Source organism: Rhizobium sp. BK176 (genome assembly GCF_024808055.1).
This window is the reverse complement of record NZ_JANUBV010000008.1, coordinates 276,111-298,067: the sequence shown is the minus strand read 5'-3', so window position 1 is coordinate 298,067 and position 21,957 is coordinate 276,111. Positions and strand designations below refer to the sequence as shown.

16 protein-coding genes are annotated in these 21,957 nt (G+C 60.5%); 6 read left to right on the top strand and 10 right to left on the bottom strand.

Annotation, left to right across the window (positions count from 1 at the left end; all coding sequences use genetic code 11):
• Positions 1-38: 38 nt before the first annotated feature.
• A complete protein-coding gene (gene mbfA, locus FHT76_RS23840; RefSeq protein ID WP_183753472.1) occupies positions 39-1,022 on the bottom strand; it encodes an iron exporter MbfA in 984 nt (327 codons plus the stop codon).
• Between the two features lie 316 nt (positions 1,023-1,338).
• Here mbfA and FHT76_RS23835 point away from each other — a divergent pair, with 316 nt between their 5' ends.
• The gene (locus tag FHT76_RS23835) at positions 1,339-1,707 is read left to right on the top strand and encodes a helix-turn-helix domain-containing protein (RefSeq protein ID WP_183863509.1); all 369 of its coding nucleotides are present in this window, start codon (positions 1,339-1,341) and stop codon (positions 1,705-1,707) included.
• Positions 1,708-1,722: 15 nt separating this feature from the next.
• Here the strand turns inward: FHT76_RS23835 and FHT76_RS23830 are convergent, their stop codons facing one another.
• The 5 genes from FHT76_RS23830 to FHT76_RS23810 all read right to left on the bottom strand — a co-directional run bounded on the left by FHT76_RS23830 (position 1,723) and on the right by FHT76_RS23810 (position 9,909).
• The gene (locus FHT76_RS23830) at positions 1,723-1,932 is read right to left on the bottom strand and encodes a hypothetical protein (RefSeq protein WP_183753476.1); all 210 of its coding nucleotides are present in this window, start codon (positions 1,930-1,932) and stop codon (positions 1,723-1,725) included.
• Between the two features lie 149 nt (positions 1,933-2,081).
• Positions 2,082-3,974 (bottom strand): TPR end-of-group domain-containing protein, encoded by a 1,893-nt coding sequence (locus FHT76_RS23825; RefSeq protein ID WP_183863507.1) that lies wholly within the window; start codon positions 3,972-3,974, stop codon positions 2,082-2,084.
• Positions 3,975-4,191: 217 nt separating this feature from the next.
• Positions 4,192-5,331: a molecular chaperone DnaJ gene (gene dnaJ, locus FHT76_RS23820; RefSeq protein ID WP_114710810.1), complete on the bottom strand. Its 1,140-nt coding sequence runs from the start codon at positions 5,329-5,331 to the stop codon at positions 4,192-4,194.
• A gap of 86 nt (positions 5,332-5,417) precedes the next feature.
• Positions 5,418-7,334: a molecular chaperone DnaK gene (gene dnaK / locus FHT76_RS23815; RefSeq protein ID WP_183863505.1), complete on the bottom strand. Its 1,917-nt coding sequence runs from the start codon at positions 7,332-7,334 to the stop codon at positions 5,418-5,420.
• 235 nt (positions 7,335-7,569) lie between these two features.
• Positions 7,570-9,909, bottom strand: a complete 2,340-nt coding sequence (locus FHT76_RS23810; RefSeq protein ID WP_183863502.1) for a transglycosylase domain-containing protein — start codon at positions 9,907-9,909, stop codon at positions 7,570-7,572.
• A 234-nt stretch (positions 9,910-10,143) separates the two neighbouring features.
• Between FHT76_RS23810 and FHT76_RS23805 the strand changes: the two genes are divergently transcribed.
• Positions 10,144-10,464, top strand: a complete 321-nt coding sequence (locus FHT76_RS23805) for a GCG_CRPN prefix-to-repeats domain-containing protein (RefSeq protein WP_405049254.1) — start codon at positions 10,144-10,146, stop codon at positions 10,462-10,464.
• Positions 10,465-10,637: 173 nt separating this feature from the next.
• Entirely contained in the window at positions 10,638-10,820 is a 183-nt protein-coding gene (locus tag FHT76_RS23800; RefSeq protein ID WP_016552358.1) for a hypothetical protein, read from the top strand.
• Positions 10,821-11,020: 200 nt separating this feature from the next.
• On the opposite strand, the gene FHT76_RS23795 is transcribed toward FHT76_RS23800, so the two are convergent.
• The 3 genes from FHT76_RS23795 to FHT76_RS23785 form a co-directional block, all read right to left on the bottom strand.
• Entirely contained in the window at positions 11,021-11,743 is a 723-nt protein-coding gene (locus FHT76_RS23795) for an SH3 domain-containing protein (RefSeq protein WP_259126375.1), read from the bottom strand.
• A gap of 478 nt (positions 11,744-12,221) precedes the next feature.
• Positions 12,222-13,610 (bottom strand): dipeptidase, encoded by a 1,389-nt coding sequence (locus FHT76_RS23790; RefSeq protein WP_183863500.1) that lies wholly within the window; start codon positions 13,608-13,610, stop codon positions 12,222-12,224.
• A 241-nt stretch (positions 13,611-13,851) separates the two neighbouring features.
• Positions 13,852-14,268, bottom strand: coding sequence for a MarR family winged helix-turn-helix transcriptional regulator (locus FHT76_RS23785; RefSeq protein ID WP_183753487.1), 417 nt, complete (start codon positions 14,266-14,268; stop codon positions 13,852-13,854).
• A gap of 422 nt (positions 14,269-14,690) precedes the next feature.
• Between FHT76_RS23785 and polA the strand changes: the two genes are divergently transcribed.
• The 3 genes from polA (at position 14,691) to FHT76_RS23770 (ending at position 20,867) form a co-directional block, all read left to right on the top strand.
• Complete coding sequence (gene polA, locus FHT76_RS23780; RefSeq protein ID WP_183863498.1) at positions 14,691-17,690, top strand: DNA polymerase I; 3,000 nt, start codon at positions 14,691-14,693, stop codon at positions 17,688-17,690.
• A 172-nt stretch (positions 17,691-17,862) separates the two neighbouring features.
• Positions 17,863-20,214, top strand: coding sequence for a DNA translocase FtsK (locus FHT76_RS23775; RefSeq protein ID WP_183863496.1), 2,352 nt, complete (start codon positions 17,863-17,865; stop codon positions 20,212-20,214).
• A gap of 275 nt (positions 20,215-20,489) precedes the next feature.
• Positions 20,490-20,867 (top strand): VOC family protein, encoded by a 378-nt coding sequence (locus FHT76_RS23770; protein ID WP_183863494.1) that lies wholly within the window; start codon positions 20,490-20,492, stop codon positions 20,865-20,867.
• Between the two features lie 558 nt (positions 20,868-21,425).
• Here FHT76_RS23770 and FHT76_RS23765 read toward each other — a convergent pair.
• On the bottom strand, positions 21,426-21,950 hold the full coding sequence (locus FHT76_RS23765) for a GrpB family protein (protein ID WP_183863492.1): 525 nt from the start codon (positions 21,948-21,950) through the stop codon (positions 21,426-21,428).
• Positions 21,951-21,957: the final 7 nt, after the last annotated feature.

Sequence of the window (21,957 nt, the reverse complement as noted above, 5' to 3'; positions counted from 1 at the left end):
ACAGGAAAGGCCGGCGAGATGCCGGCCTTTTTTGTACCTCAGCCATTTCCAATCAGAATACCGGCCCCGAGAACAAGACCGCCGCCGACAACTACCTGCAAGGCGGCACGCAGGAACGGTGTTTCCATAAACCTGTTCTGGATGAACGCGATCGCCCAAAGCTCGAAGATCGCGATGATCACCGCCATCGTCGTTGCAGTCCAGAAGTTCGGGATCAGATACGGCAAGGTGTGCCCAAGACCGCCGAGCGCCGTCATGACTCCGCAGGCGAGACCACGCTTGATCGGCGAACCGCGGCCGGAAATCTTGCCGTCGTCATGCGCCGCCTCGGTGAAGCCCATCGAGATGCCGGCGCCGACCGATGCGGACATGCCGACAAGGAAGGTCTGCCAGGTGTCCTGGGTCGCAAACGCGGCCGCAAAGATCGGCGCCAATGTCGACACCGAGCCGTCCATCAGACCAGCGAGACCGGGCTGCACGTAGGTCAGAACCAATTGCCGCCGCGCCGCGACGTCTTCCTCCGCCTTTACGGTCTCAGGCGTGTGCTTGTCGCCCAGCATATGGGTGATCTCTTCGTGGCCCTGCTCGGCGAGCGCCAAGTCACCCAAAAGCTGCCTCGTGCCGGCGTCGGTCACGCGGGTCGCGGCCTCGACATAGAAGCGATAGGCCTGCTGTTCCATGGCCGCCGCCTCGTCCCGGATCTTGTCCAATGACAGGTTGCGTCGCAGCCAGTCGGGCTTGCGCTCATAGAATCCTCGAACATGCTCGCGCCGGATGAGCGTTATGCGCTCGCCGAACCGCTGGCGATAAATTTCGATCAGGGATTTGCGATGTGTGTCCTCGACCTCGGCCATGTCCTCGAAGACTTTTGCCGACGCGGGATACGCGTCCCGCAGCATGTCGGCGTAGGCGAGATAAATGCGCGCGTCGTCCTCTTCGGAGCCGATGGCAAGCGCGAGTATTTCCTGTTCGGACAATGAATCAAAAGAACGCTTGGATGAATTGAAAAGTCTGTTGAACATGACAACCTCGTTTTAGAATTATTCTAAAATATGAGTTGTCGATGCTTGGGTCAAGTTTGGCAAGCCACGGAATCGACGGGGAATCAGGTGATCGCCGCGGCAAGTAAAGTAGAATGCGACTTACGCACGATTGCCGCCCTAAACGCGCATCGCAAATAGCGTGCACGTTACGGTCGATGTCTACGCCGAAAGTGTATGACTGAGCGGCTCAAAACCACAGCAAAAGCAGGTTGAAAATTGCAACTAGTTGGTTGAGATATTGCAAAAGGCGGGCATAGTACTAGCGCATTTGAATTTATAATGAGGGAACACAGCAGTGCCAGATCCGGTAGATATTATTGTCGGCAGAAATGTCCGGACGCTCAGGGCCAAACGACGCATATCGCAGCTGGAACTGGGAGACGCGCTGGGGCTGACTTTTCAACAGATTCAAAAATACGAGAAAGGCACCAATCGCGTATCCGCGAGCAAGCTTCACCAGATCGCGGTCTTTCTGGGCGTGGATATTTCGGACCTGTTCGAAGGCGCCAATCCGCGTGACGGATCGGCGCGACCAGGTCTCAGCCCGGAGGCCTATGAGCTTGCCCTGCACTACGACAAGCTTCGCTCCACAGCAGGCAAAGAGGCCGTAAAGACCATCTTGTCGATCATGACCGGCGACAGCTACGTCGAGGCGTTGGGCTGAGCTCTGCTCTGCCGGTCAGTGCAGCTCGCGCTCGTGAAGGGCGACGAGCAAATCGTCCTGCGTCTGATGGCCGGCATGATAGAGATCTATCGCGATGCTGGCGATCGCAAGTCCCTGCTGGCTGCGCAGCTTGATATTGTGCTCGGCGCACCACGCGTAGAGCGCGCCGGCGAGCACATCGACATCGTCAGACTGGAAAGACACGGAAGCGGCGGCTGCCATCATGGAAGTTGCCCTCGATTTTTTGGTTGATCCCCGCAAGGATACTGGCCGCTTCGTGTGCCTTTGCAAAGCGCCATTCATTGCCTGCGTTAACGCAAGACAGATGCGCATTTCGGCCTGCTCCAGAATGGAACAAGTGCCGGGCGCCAGCGCTATTCCGACGCCACCTTGAAGTCCAGCGAGGCTGAGCAGGCCGCGATCGCATCCAGCATCTTTTCGAATCGGGGGTGATCGCGCACCGAATCCAGATCCGAATCATGCTTGAACCACAGGATGTGATAACAGGACGACAGCGGCAGTAGCTCCTCCAACAGGTCCAGCGCAGCGTCGCATTCGTTCAGCAACGCGTAAACACAGGCGATGTTATACTGCGCAACAATGTCATCCGGGTCGATCATCTGGGCGCGCTTCACCCACTCCTTTGCTTTTTCCGCCTCGCCCATGTGCGCCAGGGCGAGCGCGCCGCGATGAGCAGGGCCTGAATTTTCCGGATGCCGCTCCAGGGCCTCCTCGGCGCGCTCGATGCAGATGCTTGCCCAGTGCGCTCGCTCTTCCTCCAGCCCGAGCGACCGACATGCACTCATCAGGTGTATCGGCGACAAATAGTCGTCCGGCCTGATCTCGGCCGCCCTGGTGAAGAACGTGATGGCTCCTTCGAACTTGCCCTCCATGAAAAGGAAGCGGCCATAGTGAAAATTCGCTTCATAGAGATCGGGTTCCAGCGCCAGCGCCTTTTCGAACTCGCTCAGCGCCTCTTCGTCTCGCCCATCCTGGTGCAGCGCCAGCCCGCGCGAGGCGTGCGCCTCAGCGAGATTTGGATCGAGTGCAAGCGCCTTGGCACTCAGATTGAGAATCCCCTGTAGCGTATACTCTCCCGCGTGCCAGTCGCGCAGCGCTGACTCGCAATCGGCCATCCCGGCATAGGCACGCGCATATTCCGGATCGAGAGCGACCGCAGTCGCAAACATACGCCGCGCCAGAAGCAGATAAGGCCGCGTCCAGGTGTGAGAAAGCTGCCGACCGCGCAGGTAATAGGTGTAGGCTTCGACATTGCATGTCTGCTCGGCTTCGATCGCTCGCCGCTCCTCCGGCAGCAGCTTGATCTTGAGTTGATCGACGATCGCGTGGGTGATCTCGTCCTGGATCGCAAAAATATCGGTCAGGTCACGGTCAAAGCGGTCCGCCCAAAGGTGCCCGCCGTTCTTCGCATCAATCAGCTGCCCGGTAATGCGCACCCGCTGCCCGACCTTGCGGACGCTGCCCTCGAGAACGAAGTCGACGCCGAGCTCGGCCGCGACCTGCTTCACCTGCACGGATTTGCCCTTGTAGGTGAAGGCGGTGTTGCGTGCGACGACGTAGAGGTTCGATACCTTGGAGAGGTCGGTAATGATGTCTTCGGTGATGCCGTCCGAAAAATACTCCTGCTCGGCGTCACCGCTCATGTTGGTGAAAGGCAGGACGGCAACGAGCTGCTTGTGCTTTTCCTTGGCAGCGGCCAGAGCGGCCTTGTTCACTTTCAGCGGCAGCGCCCGCCGCGGAGAGATCGCATAGACCCTGATCGGTTCCTTGATGTTCTTGAGCCTGTGCTCGCCGCGATCCTCGAACGACAGGTCGAGCCGCGAGCCGACGTGGTCCTTGACCGAGGCGGAGACAGCAATGCCGCCGGGTTCGGCCAACGTTTCCAGCCGGGCAGCAACATTGACACCATCGCCGAAAATATCGCCCTCCTCGACGATAACATCGCCGAGATGGATACCGATCCGGAACTCGATGCGCTTTTCTTCAAGTACGGACAGGTTTCGCTGCGCCGTCTCCCGCTGCACCTCGTCGGCACAGGCAACCGCGTTCACAATGCTGGAGAATTCCACCAACATGCCGTCACCGGTCATCTTGACGATGCGGCCGCGATGCTGCGCAATTTTCGGGTTGAGGAGCTCCGTGCGGCAGGACTTTACCGCACTCAGCGTCCCGGATTCATCTGATCCCATCAATCGGCTGTAACCGACGATATCTGCTGCGAGGATGGCTGCGAGACGGCGTTCCAAGTGTCCCTCGGCGCTGCTATGTTGTTCGGCCTGCTAATTTACCCTTTTATTATCTTAATGTCCCACCAATCATTTGGCTGATCCAAAATAGTAAAGCCATTTTCACTGCGAAAGTCGCGCCCGCGCAACAACCCTGCATAGGCAATCCGGAGCAAAAAACAATAAAGGCCCGGTTGCAGGAACAACCGAGCCTTTCAACATTTTGTCGATGACTTGATCAGCCCTCGAAGAATTCCTTCATTCGGGCAAAGAACCCGGTCGATTCCGGATTGTTTTCCTTCGAGGACAGCTGTTCGAACTCCTGAAGGAGTTCGCGCTGCCGCTTCGTCAGCTTCTGCGGAGTCTCGATCTGGATCTGGATGTAGAGGTCACCCGTCTGCGGCGACCGCAACACCGGCATGCCCTTGCCCTTGAGGCGAAACTGCTTTCCGGCCTGCGTGCCTTCCGGCACGGTAACGCGCGACTTGGTGCCATCGAGCGTCGCCACGTCAAACGTGCCGCCAAGTGCCGCCGTCGTCATCGAGATCGGGATGGTGCAATAGAGGTCGGCGCCATCGCGCTGGTAGAATTCGTGCGGCTTGACCGAGAGGAAGATGTAGAGATCGCCCGCCGGACCGCCACGCATGCCGGCCTCGCCCTCGCCCTGCAGGCGAATGCGGGTGCCGTCTTCGATGCCGGCCGGAATGTTCACCGAGAGCGAACGCTCTTCGGTGACGCGACCCTGGCCATGGCACTTCGTGCACGGATCGGGAATGATCGTGCCACGACCATGACAGGTCGGGCAGGTCCGCTCGATCGAAAAGAAGCCCTGGGCTGCACGGACACGGCCCGAACCCTGGCAGGTGCCGCAGGTTTTCGGCTGGGTGCCGGGCTTTGCGCCCGAGCCGGAACAGACATCGCAAGTGATCGATGTCGGAACGCGGATCTGCGCCGTCTTGCCGGAGAAGGATTCCTCCAGCGAAATTTCCATGTTGTAGCGAAGATCGGCGCCACGCTCGCGGCCACCCGAAGAGCGCTGCCGCTGCCGGCCGCCGCCCATCATCTCGCCGAAGATATCCTCGAAAATATCGGAGAACCCACCACCGCCGCCAAAGCCACCGCCGCCGAAGCCGCCACCGCCCATGCCGCCATGCTCGAAGGCTGCGTGACCGTAACGGTCATAGGCCGCCCGCTTCTGCGGATCCTTGAGCATTTCGTAGGCTTCGTTGATTTCCTTGAATTTACGCTCTGCCTCATGATCGCCCGGATTCTTGTCCGGATGGAATTTCATGGCGAGTTTGCGGAAGGCGCTTTTCAGCTCTTTTTCGTCCGCCGTCTTGGCGACACCCAGCGTTTCGTAAAAATCGGCTTTTGCCATTAAGGATCAGACCCCGGAAATGGATTTCCGGCTGCCCTGGAGAGCAGCCGGAATGTCAGTTTCAAACGTGACCGTTCTGGTCCAGCTTACGCGGACTTCTTACGGTCGTCGTCCTTGACTTCTTCGTAGTCGGCATCGACGACATTATCATCGCCAGCTTCTGCCGATGCGTCTGCCGCACCACCTTCAGCCTGCTGCGCTTCATAGATCGCCTGACCGAGCTTCATGGAGACTTCCATGAGGGTCTGGGTCTTTGCCTTGATCTCTTCAGCATCCGGCTCGCTTGCCTCGACGGCAGACTTCAGAGCAGCAATCGCATCGGAGATCGCGGTGCGATCGGCCTCGGTCACCTTGTCACCGTAATCCTTCAGCGACTTCTCGCTGGAGTGGATCAGGCTTTCGGCCTGGTTCTTGGCTTCTACGCCTTCGCGACGCTTCTTGTCGGCTTCGGCATTGGCTTCAGCGTCCTTGACCATCTTCTCGATGTCGGCGTCGGAGAGACCACCAGATGCCTGGATGCGGATCTGCTGTTCCTTGCCGGTGCCCTTGTCCTTCGCCGAAACCTGCACGATGCCATTGGCATCGATATCAAAGGTGACTTCGATCTGCGGAACGCCACGCGGTGCCGGCGGCAGGCCAACGAGGTCGAACTGGCCGAGCAGCTTGTTGTCGGCAGCCATTTCGCGCTCGCCCTGCGAAACGCGGATGGTGACGGCCTGCTGGTTGTCGTCGGCGGTCGAGAAGGTCTGGCTCTTCTTGGTCGGGATCGTGGTATTACGCTCGATCAGACGGGTGAAGACGCCACCGAGGGTCTCGATGCCGAGAGACAGCGGGGTTACGTCGAGAAGCAGAACGTCCTTGACGTCGCCCTGGAGAACGCCGGCCTGGATGGCCGCGCCGAGAGCGACGACTTCATCCGGGTTGACGCCCTTGTGCGGCTCTTTGCCGAACAGCTGCTTGACGACTTCCTGCACCTTCGGCATGCGGCTCATGCCACCGACCAGAACGACTTCGTCGATCTCGGCTGGCGTTACGCCTGCATCCTTAAGAGCAGCCTTGCACGGTGCGATCGTGCGCTGGATCAGATCCTCAACCAGGCTTTCGAGCTTGGCGCGGGTCAGCTTCAGCGTCAGGTGCTTCGGGCCGGTTGCATCAGCGGTGATGAACGGCAGGTTGATTTCGGTCTGCTGCGAGGACGACAGTTCGATCTTCGCCTTTTCGGCAGCTTCCTTGAGGCGCTGCAGAGCCAGCTTGTCGCCCTTGAGGTCGATGCCGTTGTCCTTCTTGAACTCGGCAACGAGGTATTCGACGAGACGCATGTCGAAGTCTTCACCGCCGAGGAAGGTATCGCCGTTGGTGGACTTCACTTCGAAGACGCCGTCGCCGATTTCGAGGATCGAGATATCGAAGGTACCGCCACCCAAGTCGTAGACGGCGATGGTCTTGCCGTCCTTCTTGTCGAGACCATAGGCAAGGGCTGCCGCCGTCGGCTCGTTGATGATGCGCAGAACTTCGAGGCCAGCGATCTTGCCGGCATCCTTGGTTGCCTGGCGCTGGGCGTCGTTGAAGTATGCGGGAACGGTGATGACGGCCTTTTCGACCTTTTCACCGAGATAGGATTCAGCGGTTTCCTTCATCTTCTGAAGGATCATCGCGGAGATCTGGGCAGGCGAATAGCCGGTGCCGCGGGCCTTGACCCAAGCGTCGCCGTTGTCACCCTTGGTGATCTCGAAAGGAACGAGAGCCTTGTCCTTTTCAACCGTCGGATCGTCGTAGCGGCGGCCGATGAGGCGCTTCACTGCGAAAAGCGTATCCGTGGGGTTGGTAACTGCCTGGCGCTTGGCCGGCTGACCGACCAGGCGTTCGCCATCTTCGGAAAATGCTACGATCGAAGGGGTCGTGCGCGCACCTTCGGCGTTCTCAATGACCTTCGCGTCCTTGCCGTCCATGACAGCGACGCAGGAATTTGTCGTTCCGAGGTCGATACCAATTACTTTTGCCATGTCATTCTCTCCTTGAAGCAAGCTGTCGGAACCCCGAGAAGGCATTTCCCTGACAGCCCCTTACGGGATGGGTCTTTAAGATTAACGCAATCGTGATTGCGGTGATGCCGCGTATATAAGGAGCGGTTTTCGGGACTGCAAGGCGAGAAATGGCCAGAAAACCAGCAAAACAAGCGCCCGGCGATTAATTTCGACACACACAGGAAAATGGCATTTTCCTGACCGAATGCTTTGGTTATTGCCCCATGATCAAGTCGAGCAAAGTCGTCCGTCTCGGCCGGTGTGCCGGCGCCGGTTCAGGCTCGCCAATGTCACCCGGCGGCAGCGCGTCGCCGTAGCCATAATCTCCGTCCTGGGCGATGTCCGCGGGAGGCACGGGGCCGCCGTTATCAGCCGTCATCGGCTGGCGTCGTGGCCGACCCGGCGCCTGCGGATAACGCTCGGCGCTCTCACCAAACACGCCGGAAAGAATGCTGCCGATCGTCGTCGGTTCTTCAAGCGGCGGCGCCATGCCAGGCTCGGCGGATGCCATCGGCTGATCGCCAAAGCCGGGATTGGCTGCCGGATCCGCCATGAACTGACCGTTGCCGAACAGCGGCGCCGGCGACAGTCCCTTGTGCGCGGCGACCATGAACTCCTGCCAGGCCTTGGCGGGCAAGCCGCCGCCCGTGACCTTCTTCATTGGCTTGCCGTCGTCGTTGCCGAACCAGACGCCCGTCGTGAGGTTGCTGGTGAAGCCAACAAAGAGCGCGTCGCGCGAGTTCTGGGTGGTGCCGGTCTTGCCGGCGGCCTGCCAGCCGGAAAGCTTGGCGCTCTTGCCCGTTCCCTGGTTGATGACGCCCATCATCATCGTATTCATGTTTGCGGCTATCGCTTCCGACAGGACGCGGGGCGGATTGTCGTAGGTGTTCTCATAGAGCACCTTGCTGCCGTCGGCCGTCGTCACCCTGCGGATCACGTGCGGCGTCGCCTTGTAACCACCATTCATGAAGGCGGCATAAGCGCCGGTGAGCTCAGTCAGCGACACTTCGGATGTGCCAAGCGCGATCGAGGCATTCGGCTGCAGTTCCGATTCGATGCCGAGACGGTGTGCCAGCTTGATGACCTGGTCCGGCCCGTCATACATGACAAGCTGGGCGGCAACGGTGTTCAGCGACTTTGCAAGCGCCGTCGCGAGCGTCACCTCGCCATTATACTTCTTCTCGTAATTCTCGGGCGTCCAGTCGCCGATGCGGATCGGCGCGTCGTTGAATACGGAAAACGGCGTCAGGCCCTTTTCCAGCGCCGCGGCGTAGACGAACGGCTTGAAGGACGATCCCGGCTGGCGTTTGGCAGTGACGGCGCGGTTGAACTGGCTGTCGGCATAGTCCCTGCCGCCCACCAGCGCGCGGATTGCGCCGGTGCCGTCGAGCGAAACCAGGGCCGCCTGTGAGGCATCGAGCTTGGCGCCGTCCTTGCCGAGAACGTCATTCAGCGACTGCTCCGCGCGCTTTTCCAGCGTCTTGTCGATCGTCGTATCGACGACGATGTCTTCCTTGACGTCACCGATCAGACCGGGGAGTTGGTCGATGACCATATCGGCGACGTAGTGACCGGCGCCCGACCAATAGCGCTTTGCCTTGGCCGGCGTCTGCGACATGGCGGTCTTCACTTCGTCATCGGTGATATAGCCCTGCTCGCGCATCGTCTGCAGCACGACCTGCGCGCGGGCATTGGCGGCCTCGGGATCGCGTGCCGGCGACAGGCGCGACGGCGCCTTGACGAGGCCGGCAAGAAGGGCGGCTTCACCAAGGTTCACATCACGCGCGGACTTGTTGAAGTAGCGCCGCGACGCAGCCTCGACGCCATAGGCGTTCGAACCGAAAAACACCCGGTTGAGATACATCGCAAGGATCTGCTCCTTGGTATATTTCTGCTCCAGCCATAGCGCGAGCAGAACTTCCTGGACCTTGCGCTCGAGCGTCCGGTCCGGCGACAGGAAGAGGTTCTTTGCAAGCTGCTGCGTCAGCGTCGAGCCGCCCTGAACCATATGCCCGGTCGTCAGGTTGGTGACCAAGGCGCGTGCAAGGCCAAGCGGATCGACGCCGAAATGCGAATAGAAACGGCGGTCTTCGATGGCGACGATCGCTTCGGGGATGTACGGCGACATATCTTCGAGTGCCAGCGCTTCGCCGCCGGTCGTGCCGCGATTGGCAAGGACGCTGCCGTCGACAGCGGTGATCTTGACGTTCGGCGGACGCTCCGGAATGGCCCAGGTGCTCGCGCTCGGCATACGCGAGCCGTAGTAAACGACGAGGCCGGCGACGCCGATCCCGGCCCAAATCCCGAAAACGATGCACCAGTAGACAAGGCGACGGATGAAAGCGAAGAGCCCACCGCCATCGCGATCACGGCGGTCTCGTTTGCGTCGCTCCGGCTGCCGCGAACGGGACGACTTCGGCGGCGCTTTCCGCGTCGAGCGTCCGCGCACCACACGGTCATCGGCATCGAGCGAGAAATCGTCATCATCATCACGGTCGTCGCGACCGCTGAAAGAAGGTTCGATCCTGTCGCGTGATTTGCCTCTGCCCGCCATCTAGTACCCGGTACACCCCATCTTCGCTTCTCGCGCGGCGATGCCGCAGAAACCGTGCTTTGCCAAACGGTTCTCCACCCGGTTGAACTTTAAATGCGGCGATTTAAGGGGTGGTTAAGAAGTGGTTAGAACGGCCCATGCCTGCCCCAATAATGTCAAATTTGGTTCAGCCCCCGTTCACCGAACCGGCTCTCTAATCGGCAGGCAAGGGACTTGCATAACAGAGGTGCAGAGATGCGTATGAGAATGATTGCAGCCGCGATCGCCATGTTTGGATTTGGCGTTTCCATGGCTGAAGCGATGCCGATTGCGCCAGTGAACGGCATTGCGGCCAAGAATACAGTGCTCGTCGACTATGCCTGCGGGCGCGGCTATCACCTGACCCGATGGGGCAATTGCCGGCCGAACTGGAACCGGCCGCCGCCGCGATACGGCTGGCGCAATGACCGCCGCCCTTATGGCTGGGGCGGCCCGCCGCGCTATGGTTGGCGCTACGAGCGATCCTACGGATGGGATCGCCCGCCGCCGTGGGTGCGCGGACGCGATTGGCGATAGTCGAATTCAGGAAAATCGCAGGGCCCGGCTTCGACCGGGCTTTGTTTTCTTTGGCTTACCAAGCCACGCTTTTTCGGCATAGCTGCCATTCGTTGCGACTGTCACAAATCTGACATATAGCACGTTGAATTGCGCCTAAGATTAGCGCAGACCGCGCAATATGTAGGCATTTCATGAGCATCGACTTTAACAACACCGAAGAATTCAGGCTGCGCGAAGTCTGGAGCGTGCACGAGTTTGCACGCCACCACCGGCTGACCAAAATGGAAGAGAGCCGTCTGAAGATGCTGCACGGTCCGTTTGCCGAGATGCGCGAACTGCTCGCCTCACGGCAAAGTTCAGTTTCTCTCTGGTAAGCGGGAACCATTAGCGACCCCGTGGATTATGCCCGAAGCGAAACACGCCCTACACGTTTCGCTAAAGGTCGGCCGTCTCCCCTCAAACGAGCCGATCGCGATCCGGCCCGGTGTCTCTCCCAGAGCGCCGGGCCGTCCTCTGTCTGCTCCAGACATTTCATCTCGTATGCAAAAAGGCGGCCTGCGGCCGCCTTATCCGTTTACTGCTGAGATCCGCAACTCGGATCACCCGGCTGGCAGCGTGGGGGTCCACGACGACCATCACCACCGCGACGCTGATTCGCGTCGTCGGTCCGCTGCGGCGGTCGCTGGAAATCGTGACGGTTGTCACTGGGTCGCCCCTGGAAATCCTGAGCGTCCGGGCGGCCGCCGAAATCCCGGCGGCGATCCGGGCCGCGGTTTCCATCGGGCCGGCGATTGGGACCACGATCGAAATCGGGCCGCGGGCGGTCGGGGCGCGGGCGTCCGTCAAATTCCGGCGGTCGCGCCGGCCGGACGGCAGCGGGCGGACGATCATAGACCGAATTCCGGCGCCAACGATCCCGGTCCCGATAAAAGTCGCGATTGCGATAGTAGCGGTCCCAGTAATTTCCGACGCTGAAGACCACGGTCGGAATTCCGAGTGGACGGTAGTATTCCGGCCCCACATAGACGCGCCGGCTTTGATACAGCGCCTGCACGTAGCGACCAGCTACCCACCCGCGACCGCCGTAAAACTCCACATCGCACCATGGAACATCCGCAAGGCAACCATGAATCTCCACCGATTCGCCCGCCGGAATGACGGTGACGGCAGGGTATTGCGTGCTCGGCCCGGCGCGCATGTTGACGTTGGCTGTGACAAATCCTCCTGCGGCTTCCGCGACCGCAGGCGCAAGTAAAAGGGCCGCCACGGCAGCGGCCGTCGTCAGTATGGACTTCACGTTTTAAACTCCTTTGCCGACGCACGCGGATCACGCCGCCTGCGCGTTTCGAAGAGGTCGCCTGGTGCATCGGACACGCGTTCGCCATTCGTCGCCCCGCGTCGATTCAGCCAATCACCTTTTTCTTTCAATGGTTTGTAGTTCGCTCAGATGAACCTGAGTTGAACAGCCGAAAGCCTCGAAACGCAAAAATATGCGAGGCTCGCTTGAAACGCGGGACGGGCATACCGACATAAGGCTCAACAGATTGCAGCCGGTGGAAAGCTGGGCGCGCCAGCAACGTTGCCGCTTCCGCCATTGTGATCGTGGCTCGCTGGTTAACCATTCGTTAACCTTTCCCGATCAGTCTGGCTGCAACATTCGCTTCCTCCTTGACCACGGATGTACTGGCATCGAAGTGAAGCGAATGACGAAAGGCCGGTTTGTTCCGGCCTTTTTGTTTTTCAGGCGCCCGCGAAGCAGGCGCACCTTCCGACCGTCACTTGGCCAGCGCTTCCAGGATGCGGATCCAGGAGCGGATGCCCTTGTGATAGGACACCAGTTCGTACTTCTCGTTGGGCGAGTGAATGCGATCGTCGCTGAGGCCGAAGCCGACGAGCAACGACTCCATGCCGAGCATCTTCTGGAAGTCACCGACGATCGGGATCGATCCGCCCATGCCGATGACGACGGCAGGCTTCGGCCACTCGTCGGAAAGCGCGTTCTTCGCCTTTGTCAGAACCGGCGAATCATAGGAAAGATGGATGGCCGGCGAACCGCCGTGCGGGTGGAATTCGACAGAGCAATCCGCCGGGATCTTCGACCGGACATAGGCGCGGAAGCTTTCGCGAATGGCGCTTGGATCCTGGCTCCCTACGAGACGGAACGAAACCTTGGCCGAGGCCTTGGCTGCGATCACCGTCTTGAAGCCCTCGCCCGTATAGCCACCCCAGATGCCGTTGACCTCGGCGGTCGGCCGCGCCCAGGTCAGTTCAAGGACGGACCTGCCCTTTTCACCCGAAGGAATCGACAGGCCAACCTCCCCGAGGAAGGTCTCCGCCGTCTTGCCGAGGGTTTCCCAGGATGCCTTGATGTTGGCCGGGGTTTCCTCGACACCGTTATAGAAACCTTCGAGGGTGATACGGCCGGTTTCATCGTGCAGTCCAGCGAGAATGGCCGTCAGAATATGGATCGGGTTGGCAGCCGCACCGCCGAACAAGCCGGAATGCAGGTCGCGATCAGCCGCAGTTACGACAACCTCCTCGCCGACAAGCCCGCGAAGCGCTGCGGCAATCGCCGGGGTATCACGGTCCCACATGCCGGTGTCGCAAACCAGGGCGTAGTCCGCCTTCAGTTCGGCGGCGTTGGCCTCGAGGAACGGTTTCAGCGACGGTGAACCCGATTCTTCTTCGCCTTCGAAGAGGATGGTAATGCGGCAGGGCAACGCACCGTTGACTTCCTTATACGCGCGGCAGGCCTCGACGAAGGTCATCAACTGGCCCTTGTCGTCGGAGGTGCCGCGACCGGTGAGGACCTTTCGGCCGTTGCCGATGTCCTTGATCGCCGGCTCGAAGGGATCGTTCTCCCAAAGTTCGATGGGATCGACGGGCTGGACGTCATAGTGGCCGTAGAACAGCACATGCGGCGCGTCGGCGCTTGCCGCTGCGTGATGAGCGACAACCATGGGGTGACCGGGCGTGTCGCGTACGGAAGCCTCGAAACCCAGCGTCTTCAGATAGGACACGAGCCATTCCGCCGCCTTGCGGCACTCCGCCTTGAAGGCGGGATCGGTCGAGATGGACTTGATCCTCAATAGCTCAAACAGCTTGTCGAGGCTTGATGGCAGGTTCTGGTCCGCGCGCGAAAGCACCGGTATTGCATCGGTCATTTTCGACTCCTTTCGAAATTTCGCGGGACGATAGACCAAAGGTCGACTGCTTTCGAGGCGAAAAAAGCAGAGCAACGGAACGCTACAGCGAGGACTGGGGCAAGGGATCAGCCTTTCGGTAAGCCTGATATCGAACCGAGCGTAAGGCTGGCTGCATACGAAAATTTTCTTTCCGTACACGGAGACGAGTTTGACCGCCTTTACAACGCGACACCGATAACGGCAGCGAAATGGCGCCTGCTCAAAGCTTCTTGGCGTTGTCGAGAAGCCGGCGGATATATTCGAGGGTCAGCTCCCGTTCGAAACTCTTGAAGCCCTGAAATAGCGCAAGGTCGGCTTCTCGCGCCGCCTCGATCGCATCATCTTCCATGCCCTTTGCCTTGTCGGTGAGAAAGATCAGCTGGGCCCGCTTGTCGGATGGATGCGGACGACGGTCGATCAACCCGTCGCGCGCCATGCGTGCAAGCGTGTTCGCCATGGTCGCCTGCTCGATGTCGACGCGGGCCAGTAGCTGCTTCTGCGTCAGCCCGTCCTCGGCCCAGAGTTCGAGAAGAACCGGGAACTGCCCTGGCGAAAAGCCGAGCCGCGCCGCGCGCCGCTGCAGCGAACGAGCAAAGCCCTTGGCCAGCTGGCTGGCAAGGTAGGCCCCCGAGTCCATACGATTACTTCCCATCTTCTCAGTTAGTCGCAAAAAACTCGACGAAACAGTGCAACAAATCGCATACGACGCATCACAAGTGCTTCATCGCAGGTTGTCCTTCGGAAGATAGAGCAGAAAAACAAAGCCGCCATAGCCTGGAGGTCTGGCTATGGCGGCTCTAAAATGGGGACAAAGGCCCGGAGAGGGGATAAGGCCTTTGTCCAAGTCCGATGCGGCGGGGGACAAGCCAGCTATCAGACCCTCGACGCGACCAAACACGATCAAACGTCGGTAGTAATCATTTGTGATCGGGAATGTGGCTTTTCAAGGGAAAGCCGAGCATTGACTATTACAAATTGGTAACAGTTTGGTGAGGCGGAATCTTTTCGGTCTCCAAGTTTATATGGACCTTCCAAGGTCGCCGCGCTATCCATGACGCCATGAAAAAAGGCGATCATCTTTTCCTAGTCGACGGCTCCGGTTTCATTTTTAGAGCCTTTCACGCACTCCCCCCTTTGACCCGCAAATCCGATGGTTTGCCGGTCGGCGCTGTGTCAGGATTCTGCAACATGTTGTGGAAGCTGCTGACGGATGCGCGCGACACATCGGTCGGCGTGACCCCAACGCATCTTGCCGTTATTTTCGACTACTCGGCAAAGACGTTCCGCAAGGATCTCTACGATGCCTACAAGGCAAACCGCTCCACTCCGCCCGACGAGCTTATCCCGCAATTCGGGCTGATCCGGCAGGCAACGCGGGCCTTTAATCTGCCGTGCATCGAGACGGAGGGTTTCGAGGCCGACGACATCATCGCAACTTACGCCCGCCAGGCCGAGGCCCTCGGCGCTGACGTGACGATCGTCTCTTCGGACAAGGATCTGATGCAGCTGGTTACGACTGCGGTCCACATGTATGACAGCATGAAGGACAAGCAGATCGGCATTCCTGACGTCATCGAGAAATGGGGCGTGCCGCCCGAGAAGATGATCGATCTTCAGGCGATGACAGGCGACTCGGTCGACAACGTGCCCGGCATCCCAGGCATCGGTCCGAAGACGGCGGCGCAGCTGCTTGCCGAGTACGGCAATCTCGATGCGCTTCTCGAACGCGCGACCGAGATCAAGCAGGAGAAGCGCCGCCAGACGATCATCGAGAATGCCGACAAGGCCCGCCTGTCACGCGAACTGGTGCGACTGCGTACCGACGTTCCGCTCGAACTTAAGGTGGAAGACCTGATCCTCGAGCCGCAAAACGGGCCAAAGCTGATCGGCTTCCTGAAGGCAATGCAGTTCACATCGCTGACGCGGCGCGTTGCCGAGGCTTGCGATTGCGACGCCAGCGCCATCGACGCCGTTGACGTTCCGGTCGAATGGGGTGCATCGGCGCGGGGTCCCGATCTGGACAGCGCAGAGCCCGAGCCGGTGGCCGGGGGCATTCCCGACGTTGCCGGCGACGCGGTGCCCGTCCCCGCGAAGACGAATGGCGTGAACGGTCGAGAAGGTACCTTCCTGCCCGGCGACCTTGCCAAGGCACGCGCCGAGGCTTTTGCCTCGCTACCCTTCGATCACTCGCGCTATGTCACCATTCGCGATGTAGCGACGCTCGACAAATGGATTGCCGATGCGCGCGATACCGGAGTGGTTGGCTTCGACACCGAGACGACGTCGCTCGATGCGATGCAGGCAGAACTCGTCGGATTCTCGATGGCGATCGCCGACAACGATAAGAATGCCACCGGCACCAGCATCCGCGCCGCCTACATCCCGATCGGCCACAAGACGGGCTTCGGCGATCTGCTCGGCGGCGGATTGGCCGAGAACCAGATCCCGATGCGCGACGCCCTGCCCCGGCTGAAGGCGCTTTTGGAAGACGAGGCGATCCTGAAGGTCGCCCAGAACCTGAAATACGACTACCTCTTGATGAAGCGATACGGCGTCGAAACGAAAAACTTCGACGATACGATGCTGATCTCTTATGTGCTCGACGCCGGAACCGGCGCACACGGAATGGACCCGCTGTCGGAGAAGTTCCTTGGCCATACGCCGATTGCCTACAAGGACGTGGCCGGTAGCGGTAAGTCGAACGTTACATTCGACCTCGTCGATATCGATCGCGCGACGCACTATGCCGCAGAGGATGCGGAGATCACGCTCAGGCTCTGGCTGGTGCTGAAACCGCGTCTTGCCGCCGAGAGGCTGACGACGGTTTACGAACGCCTCGAACGGCCCCTGCTTCCGGTTCTCGCCCATATGGAAGAGCGCGGGATTACCGTCGACAGGCAAATCCTGTCGCGCCTGTCCGGCGATCTCGCGCAGGGCGCTGCCGCGCTCGAGGAGGAAATTTTCAAGCTCGCCGGCGGGCGCTTCACCATCGGCTCGCCGAAGCAGCTGGGCGATATCCTGTTCGGCAAGATGGGACTGGCCGGCGGTACGAAGACGAAGACCGGCCAGTGGTCCACCTCGGCAAGCGTGCTCGAAGACCTCGCCGCTGCGGGCTTCGAACTGCCACGCAAGATCGTCGACTGGCGCCAGCTGACCAAGCTCAAGTCGACCTATACGGACGCGCTGCCGGGATACGTCCATCCCCAGACGAAGCGGGTTCACACGTCGTATTCGCTGGCGTCGACGACAACAGGTCGCCTATCCTCCTCGGAACCGAACCTGCAGAACATTCCTGTACGCACTGCGGAAGGCCGCAAGATCCGCACGGCATTCATTTCGTCGCCGGGCCACAAGCTGATTTCGGCCGACTACAGCCAGATCGAGCTGCGCGTGCTCGCCCATGTCGCCGAGATTCCGCAGCTGACGCAGGCGTTTGCCGATGGCGTCGACATTCATGCGATGACCGCGTCGGAGATGTTCAGCGTACCCGTCGAGGGCATGCCGTCCGAAGTGCGACGTCGCGCCAAGGCCATCAACTTCGGCATCATCTACGGCATTTCCGCGTTCGGCCTCGCCAATCAGCTCTCGATCGAGCGCTCGGAAGCGGGCGACTACATCAAGAAGTATTTCGAACGCTTCCCCGGCATCCGCGACTACATGGACAGCCGCAAGCAGATGGCGCGTGACAAGGGCTACGTCGAGACGATCTTCGGGCGGCGAATCAACTATCCGGAGATTCGCTCTTCCAACCCGTCGGTTCGCGCCTTCAACGAGCGAGCGGCAATCAATGCTCCGATCCAGGGATCGGCGGCCGATATCATTCGCCGGGCAATGATCAAGATGGAACCGGCGCTCGCGGAAGCAGGGCTTGGCGATCGCGTCCGCATGCTCCTGCAAGTGCATGACGAACTGATCTTCGAAGTCGAGGACGCAGACGTCGAGAAGGCGACGCCGATCATCGTTTCGGTGATGGAAAACGCCACTATGCCGGCACTTGAAATGCGTGTGCCGCTCAGGGTCGACGCGCGCTCCGCCACCAACTGGGACGAAGCGCACTGAGCGCTTCGTCGAAAATCCATTAAAATTTTCACTACCGTTCAAGCCATTGATAAAAAATGGTTTTGCATGAATTCCGCGGCGAATGAAGGCGCGGACGGAAGGAACTTATTAACCTTCATTTCCTAATTCGAGAGCGGGTATTAGTTGCTAATCATGAGTGAGTAGCGGTCGTATGCGCTTTCCTAGAACCAATCTGACAGGGGCCGAGGAGATTTCCGCGGAAGTCGAAGGTGAACAGCTGCAGGAACACGCAGGCGAGAAGCCTACGGCACCTATCTGGCAGAACAATTTTTCACTGGCTCCGAATGTGCGGTTTACCCGCACGCCCGAGAATCTGATCAATCCGAAGCGCGTGCCGACGCCAGCCGTTCGCACGCCGCCGCTTGCGCTGCAGGAGCGCGTTGCGGCGGAAATCGGCGCAAGCGTGGAATCGCTGGCGCCCGTAGTCGCTAACCTTCCGCTCGAGATCTATGAAGCCGTGATTCCGCCTGCGATCGAAGTGCAGCCGGCTGTGGCTGTATCACCGATGATGTCGGCCGAGCCCGAAACCCAGACAATTGTCCGCGCCTCCACGGAACTGGCTGCCATCTCGGACTTCGCGTTCTGGGAAGTCATGGCATTCGAGGAAGCGGCGGCGGAACCGATCCTGCTGCCGCCGGTAGTTTCGCTGCCGAAGCCAGAGGTCAGCCCCGAATCGATCATCAGCCGGTTCCGCGTCATGGAGTGGCGGCCAGGTCGACAACATCAGGCCATCGCCGTTGCGCCGGCGCCTGAACCAGTAGCGCCGCTGCCCGTCGCGCCCGCTCCCGGTTTGACGCGGGGCCGCGCAGCGCAAAGCCCCGTCGCGACCGAGCAGACCCGCTTGGAAGAAGCGGTACCAGTCGAGCCAAAGACGCAGCCGATCGCTCCACTGCCGGTTCGCGCCTTGGCGCCGCAGCCGCTCGCACCGGCCCCTCGCTTTGCTGCGCCGAAGGTCGTCCCCTCGAGGGTCGATGCCTCGGGCTACGAATTCCCGTCGCACTCGTTGCTGCAGGAGCCACCGGAACGTGTCGGCGAGATCATGTCGCAGGAGACGCTCGAGCAGAATGCCGGGCTTCTCGAAAGCGTGCTCGAGGATTTCGGCATCAAGGGCGAGATCATCCATGTCCGCCCCGGCCCCGTCGTCACGCTTTACGAGTTCGAGCCGGCACCGGGCGTGAAATCGTCGCGCGTGATTGGCCTTGCCGACGATATCGCCCGCTCGATGTCGGCGCTGTCGGCACGCGTCGCCGTGGTTCCCGGCCGCAACGTCATCGGCATCGAACTGCCGAATGCGCTCCGCGAAACCGTCTATTTCCGCGAGATGATCGAAAGCGCCGACTTCGAGAAGAGCAGCTTCAAGCTCGCACTCGGCCTCGGCAAGACGATTGGCGGCGAGCCTGTCATCGCCGAGCTCGCGAAGATGCCGCACCTGCTCGTCGCCGGCACCACCGGTTCGGGCAAGTCGGTTGCCATCAACACGATGATCCTGTCGCTGCTCTACCGGATGTCGCCGGAGCAGTGCCGCCTGATCATGGTCGATCCGAAGATGCTGGAACTCTCCGTCTATGACGGCATCCCGCACCTGCTGACACCTGTCGTCACCGACCCTAAGAAGGCCGTCATGGCGCTCAAGTGGGCGGTGCGCGAGATGGAGGATCGCTATCGCAAGATGTCGCGCCTCGGCGTGCGCAATATCGACGGCTACAACAGCCGCGTGGCGCAGGCGCGCGACAAGGGCGAGACGATCCACGTCATGGTCCAGACCGGCTTCGACAGAAGCACTGGTGCTCCCATCGAGGAGCAGCAGGAGATGGACCTGACGCCGATGCCTTACATCGTCGTCATCGTCGACGAGATGGCCGACCTGATGATGGTCGCCGGCAAGGAAATCGAAGGCGCGATCCAGCGGCTGGCGCAGATGGCGCGAGCGGCCGGCATCCACCTGATCATGGCGACGCAGCGCCCCTCGGTCGACGTCATCACCGGTACGATCAAGGCGAACTTCCCGACGCGCATCTCCTTCCAGGTGACGTCTAAGATCGACAGCCGCACCATCCTTGGCGAACAGGGCGCCGAGCAGCTGCTCGGCCAGGGCGACATGCTGCATATGCAGGGCGGCGGGCGGATTTCTCGCGTGCACGGACCGTTCGTTTCGGATGCCGAAGTCGAGAAGGTCGTCGCGCATCTGAAGACGCAAGGTCGCCCTGAATATCTCGATACGGTTACGGCTGACGAGGAAGACGAGGCCGGCGAGGAAGAGGACAGCGCGGTCTTCGACAAGAGCGCCATGGGCTCCGAAGACGGCGACGAGCTCTACCAGCAGGCCGTCAAGGTCGTCCTGCGCGACAAGAAGTGCTCGACCTCCTATATCCAGCGCCGCCTCGGCATCGGCTACAACCGTGCCGCCTCGCTCGTCGAGCGCATGGAGAAGGAAGGCCTCGTCGGCCCGGCCAACCACGTCGGCAAGCGCGAGATCGTGGCTGGACGCGGCGAAGGGGAATGATCTCCCGGAGGGGAGAACCGCTGGCGGCGCGCAAGTGACCGCCAGCCTGGGGACGAGGCCACAGCGCGTTCCCAGTCCTCGACAATGCTGGGATTCGGCTTCTTGCGAAGTCAGTCACGGGCGCGACGGCCGAGAAAGTCGGCAATTGCGACACGACGCGTCCGCAGCTATAGATGCCCCGGTAGGCACCGCCCTTCATGCTGAAACATTGGAGCGCGCGCATGGTCTTCCGCACCGCCGGAGCCATTCGTGACGTCTCGGAAGGAGATTGAGCGATGACAGAGATCGCTGATCACGGTGTCCGCTTCGGACGCATCGCCGCGATGCTTCCCGTAAAAGATATCGGTCGGGCAGTGGACTTTTATAGCGGCGTGATGGGCTTCACCAAGGTGTTTGAGAACGGCAACCCGGTCGGCTTCGTTATCCTGAAGCGTGATGCCGCCGAACTGCATCTGACGCTGCAACCGAACCACGAAATCCCCAACTTCAACGTCGCTCATCTCATGGTCGACGATGCGGATGCTCTCTATACGCTGTGCCAGGCGCATGGCGCGCGGATCATCAAGAGGCTGCAGGACAAAGACTATGGCCTGCGCGCCTTCGTGTTCGAGGATCCAGATGGCAACCGTATCGATGTCGGGCAGGTGATCTAGGCCAACGCAAGAGCCGGGCGCATCGTGCGTTCGGTCTCTCTGGCAGGCGGGACACCCGTGCTTCGCCTGCTTGGACCGGAGAATGTCCGCACCCGATCCATTTCGCTATCGGGTAAATCGCAAGCCTGTCGACCGAAGCTGTCCATCCTGTTTCCAACCGCACCCGTTGCCGGGCAACACAAAGCCCCGCACCGGAAAGAGCTCCGGTACGGCGTGGACTGGCTGGGAATAGGCAGGCGGCGGTTATAGTAGATAGGGATTGTCAGGCGGTGCAGCCTGCCCGATCGCATCGAGATCTCCGCCCTTCCGGGCCGACAGGAGCGTCTCTCGGCCTTTCCGATGCGGCGGATCGCCAGCCCCGACGACTTGCGACCCCTCTTCTGCAACCATCATCGAACGCCGGACTTTCGACCAGTTTTGTCAGATCCGGTTCGCGACCCGGCTCCCTGTCCAATGACGCCACCAGTGTGCGTCAGATCATGGATGCGGGGATGGGCGGGGACAATACGGCGGGCAAGCGCCTGAGATCGCTTCGAAGTTTCCTGCTACGCAAGAAAATTATCCGCGCAACGACCGTTCGGCCTCGATCATCGCAAACCGCAACGTCTCTGCGACGAAATCGCTCTTGCCGCCGGTGTAGATATCCCAGTCGCCATTGGCCTTTGCGGCAAGGTGACGTTTCAGCGCCTGATACTCGGCCGCCTTTTGCGGGTGGCGGCGGAGGTGGTCGCGAAACAGGATACGGTTACGGTGAGCCGGATTACTAGGTGTGCAGAGATAGAGGCGTAGGCCATAGCCCTCATGATCGCGGGTGAAGGGCCAGCGGCCGTCGCCGTGGGGATCGCCGTGAGCCCGGAAACCGGCAGATGGAAGCAAAGAGGCGACCGAATTACGTGCTGTTTCGTCCACCAGCACGGCATCGAGATCGATCTTCGGCTTCGCCGCCAGTCCAGGGACCGCTGTGCTGCCGATATGCTCGATCGTGAGGATACTATCCGCCGCCAGCGTCAGCAGTTCGCGTCTTGCGGCGTCGAAGAGAGCGGGCCATGCCGGGTCATAATCGAGAACCGTGATCGGCCGCATGCCCCCC

Excerpts from the sequence above, each read along its gene's own strand:
- mbfA (WP_183753472.1), bottom strand. The coding sequence starts at position 1,022 with ATGTTCAACAGACTTTTCAATTCATCCAAGCGTTCTTTTGATTCATTG.
- FHT76_RS23830 (WP_183753476.1), bottom strand. The coding sequence starts at position 1,932 with ATGATGGCAGCCGCCGCTTCCGTGTCTTTCCAGTCTGACGATGTCGAT.
- dnaJ (WP_114710810.1), bottom strand. The coding sequence starts at position 5,331 with ATGGCAAAAGCCGATTTTTACGAAACGCTGGGTGTCGCCAAGACGGCG.
- dnaK (WP_183863505.1), bottom strand. The coding sequence starts at position 7,334 with ATGGCAAAAGTAATTGGTATCGACCTCGGAACGACAAATTCCTGCGTC.
- FHT76_RS23810 (WP_183863502.1), bottom strand. The coding sequence starts at position 9,909 with ATGGCGGGCAGAGGCAAATCACGCGACAGGATCGAACCTTCTTTCAGC.
- FHT76_RS23805 (WP_405049254.1), top strand. The coding sequence starts at position 10,144 with ATGCGTATGAGAATGATTGCAGCCGCGATCGCCATGTTTGGATTTGGC.
- FHT76_RS23800 (WP_016552358.1), top strand. The coding sequence starts at position 10,638 with ATGAGCATCGACTTTAACAACACCGAAGAATTCAGGCTGCGCGAAGTC.
- FHT76_RS23790 (WP_183863500.1), bottom strand. The coding sequence starts at position 13,610 with ATGACCGATGCAATACCGGTGCTTTCGCGCGCGGACCAGAACCTGCCA.
- FHT76_RS23785 (WP_183753487.1), bottom strand. The coding sequence starts at position 14,268 with ATGGACTCGGGGGCCTACCTTGCCAGCCAGCTGGCCAAGGGCTTTGCT.
- polA (WP_183863498.1), top strand. The coding sequence starts at position 14,691 with ATGAAAAAAGGCGATCATCTTTTCCTAGTCGACGGCTCCGGTTTCATT.
- FHT76_RS23775 (WP_183863496.1), top strand. The coding sequence starts at position 17,863 with ATGCGCTTTCCTAGAACCAATCTGACAGGGGCCGAGGAGATTTCCGCG.
- FHT76_RS23770 (WP_183863494.1), top strand. The coding sequence starts at position 20,490 with ATGACAGAGATCGCTGATCACGGTGTCCGCTTCGGACGCATCGCCGCG.
- FHT76_RS23765 (WP_183863492.1), bottom strand. The coding sequence starts at position 21,950 with ATGCGGCCGATCACGGTTCTCGATTATGACCCGGCATGGCCCGCTCTC.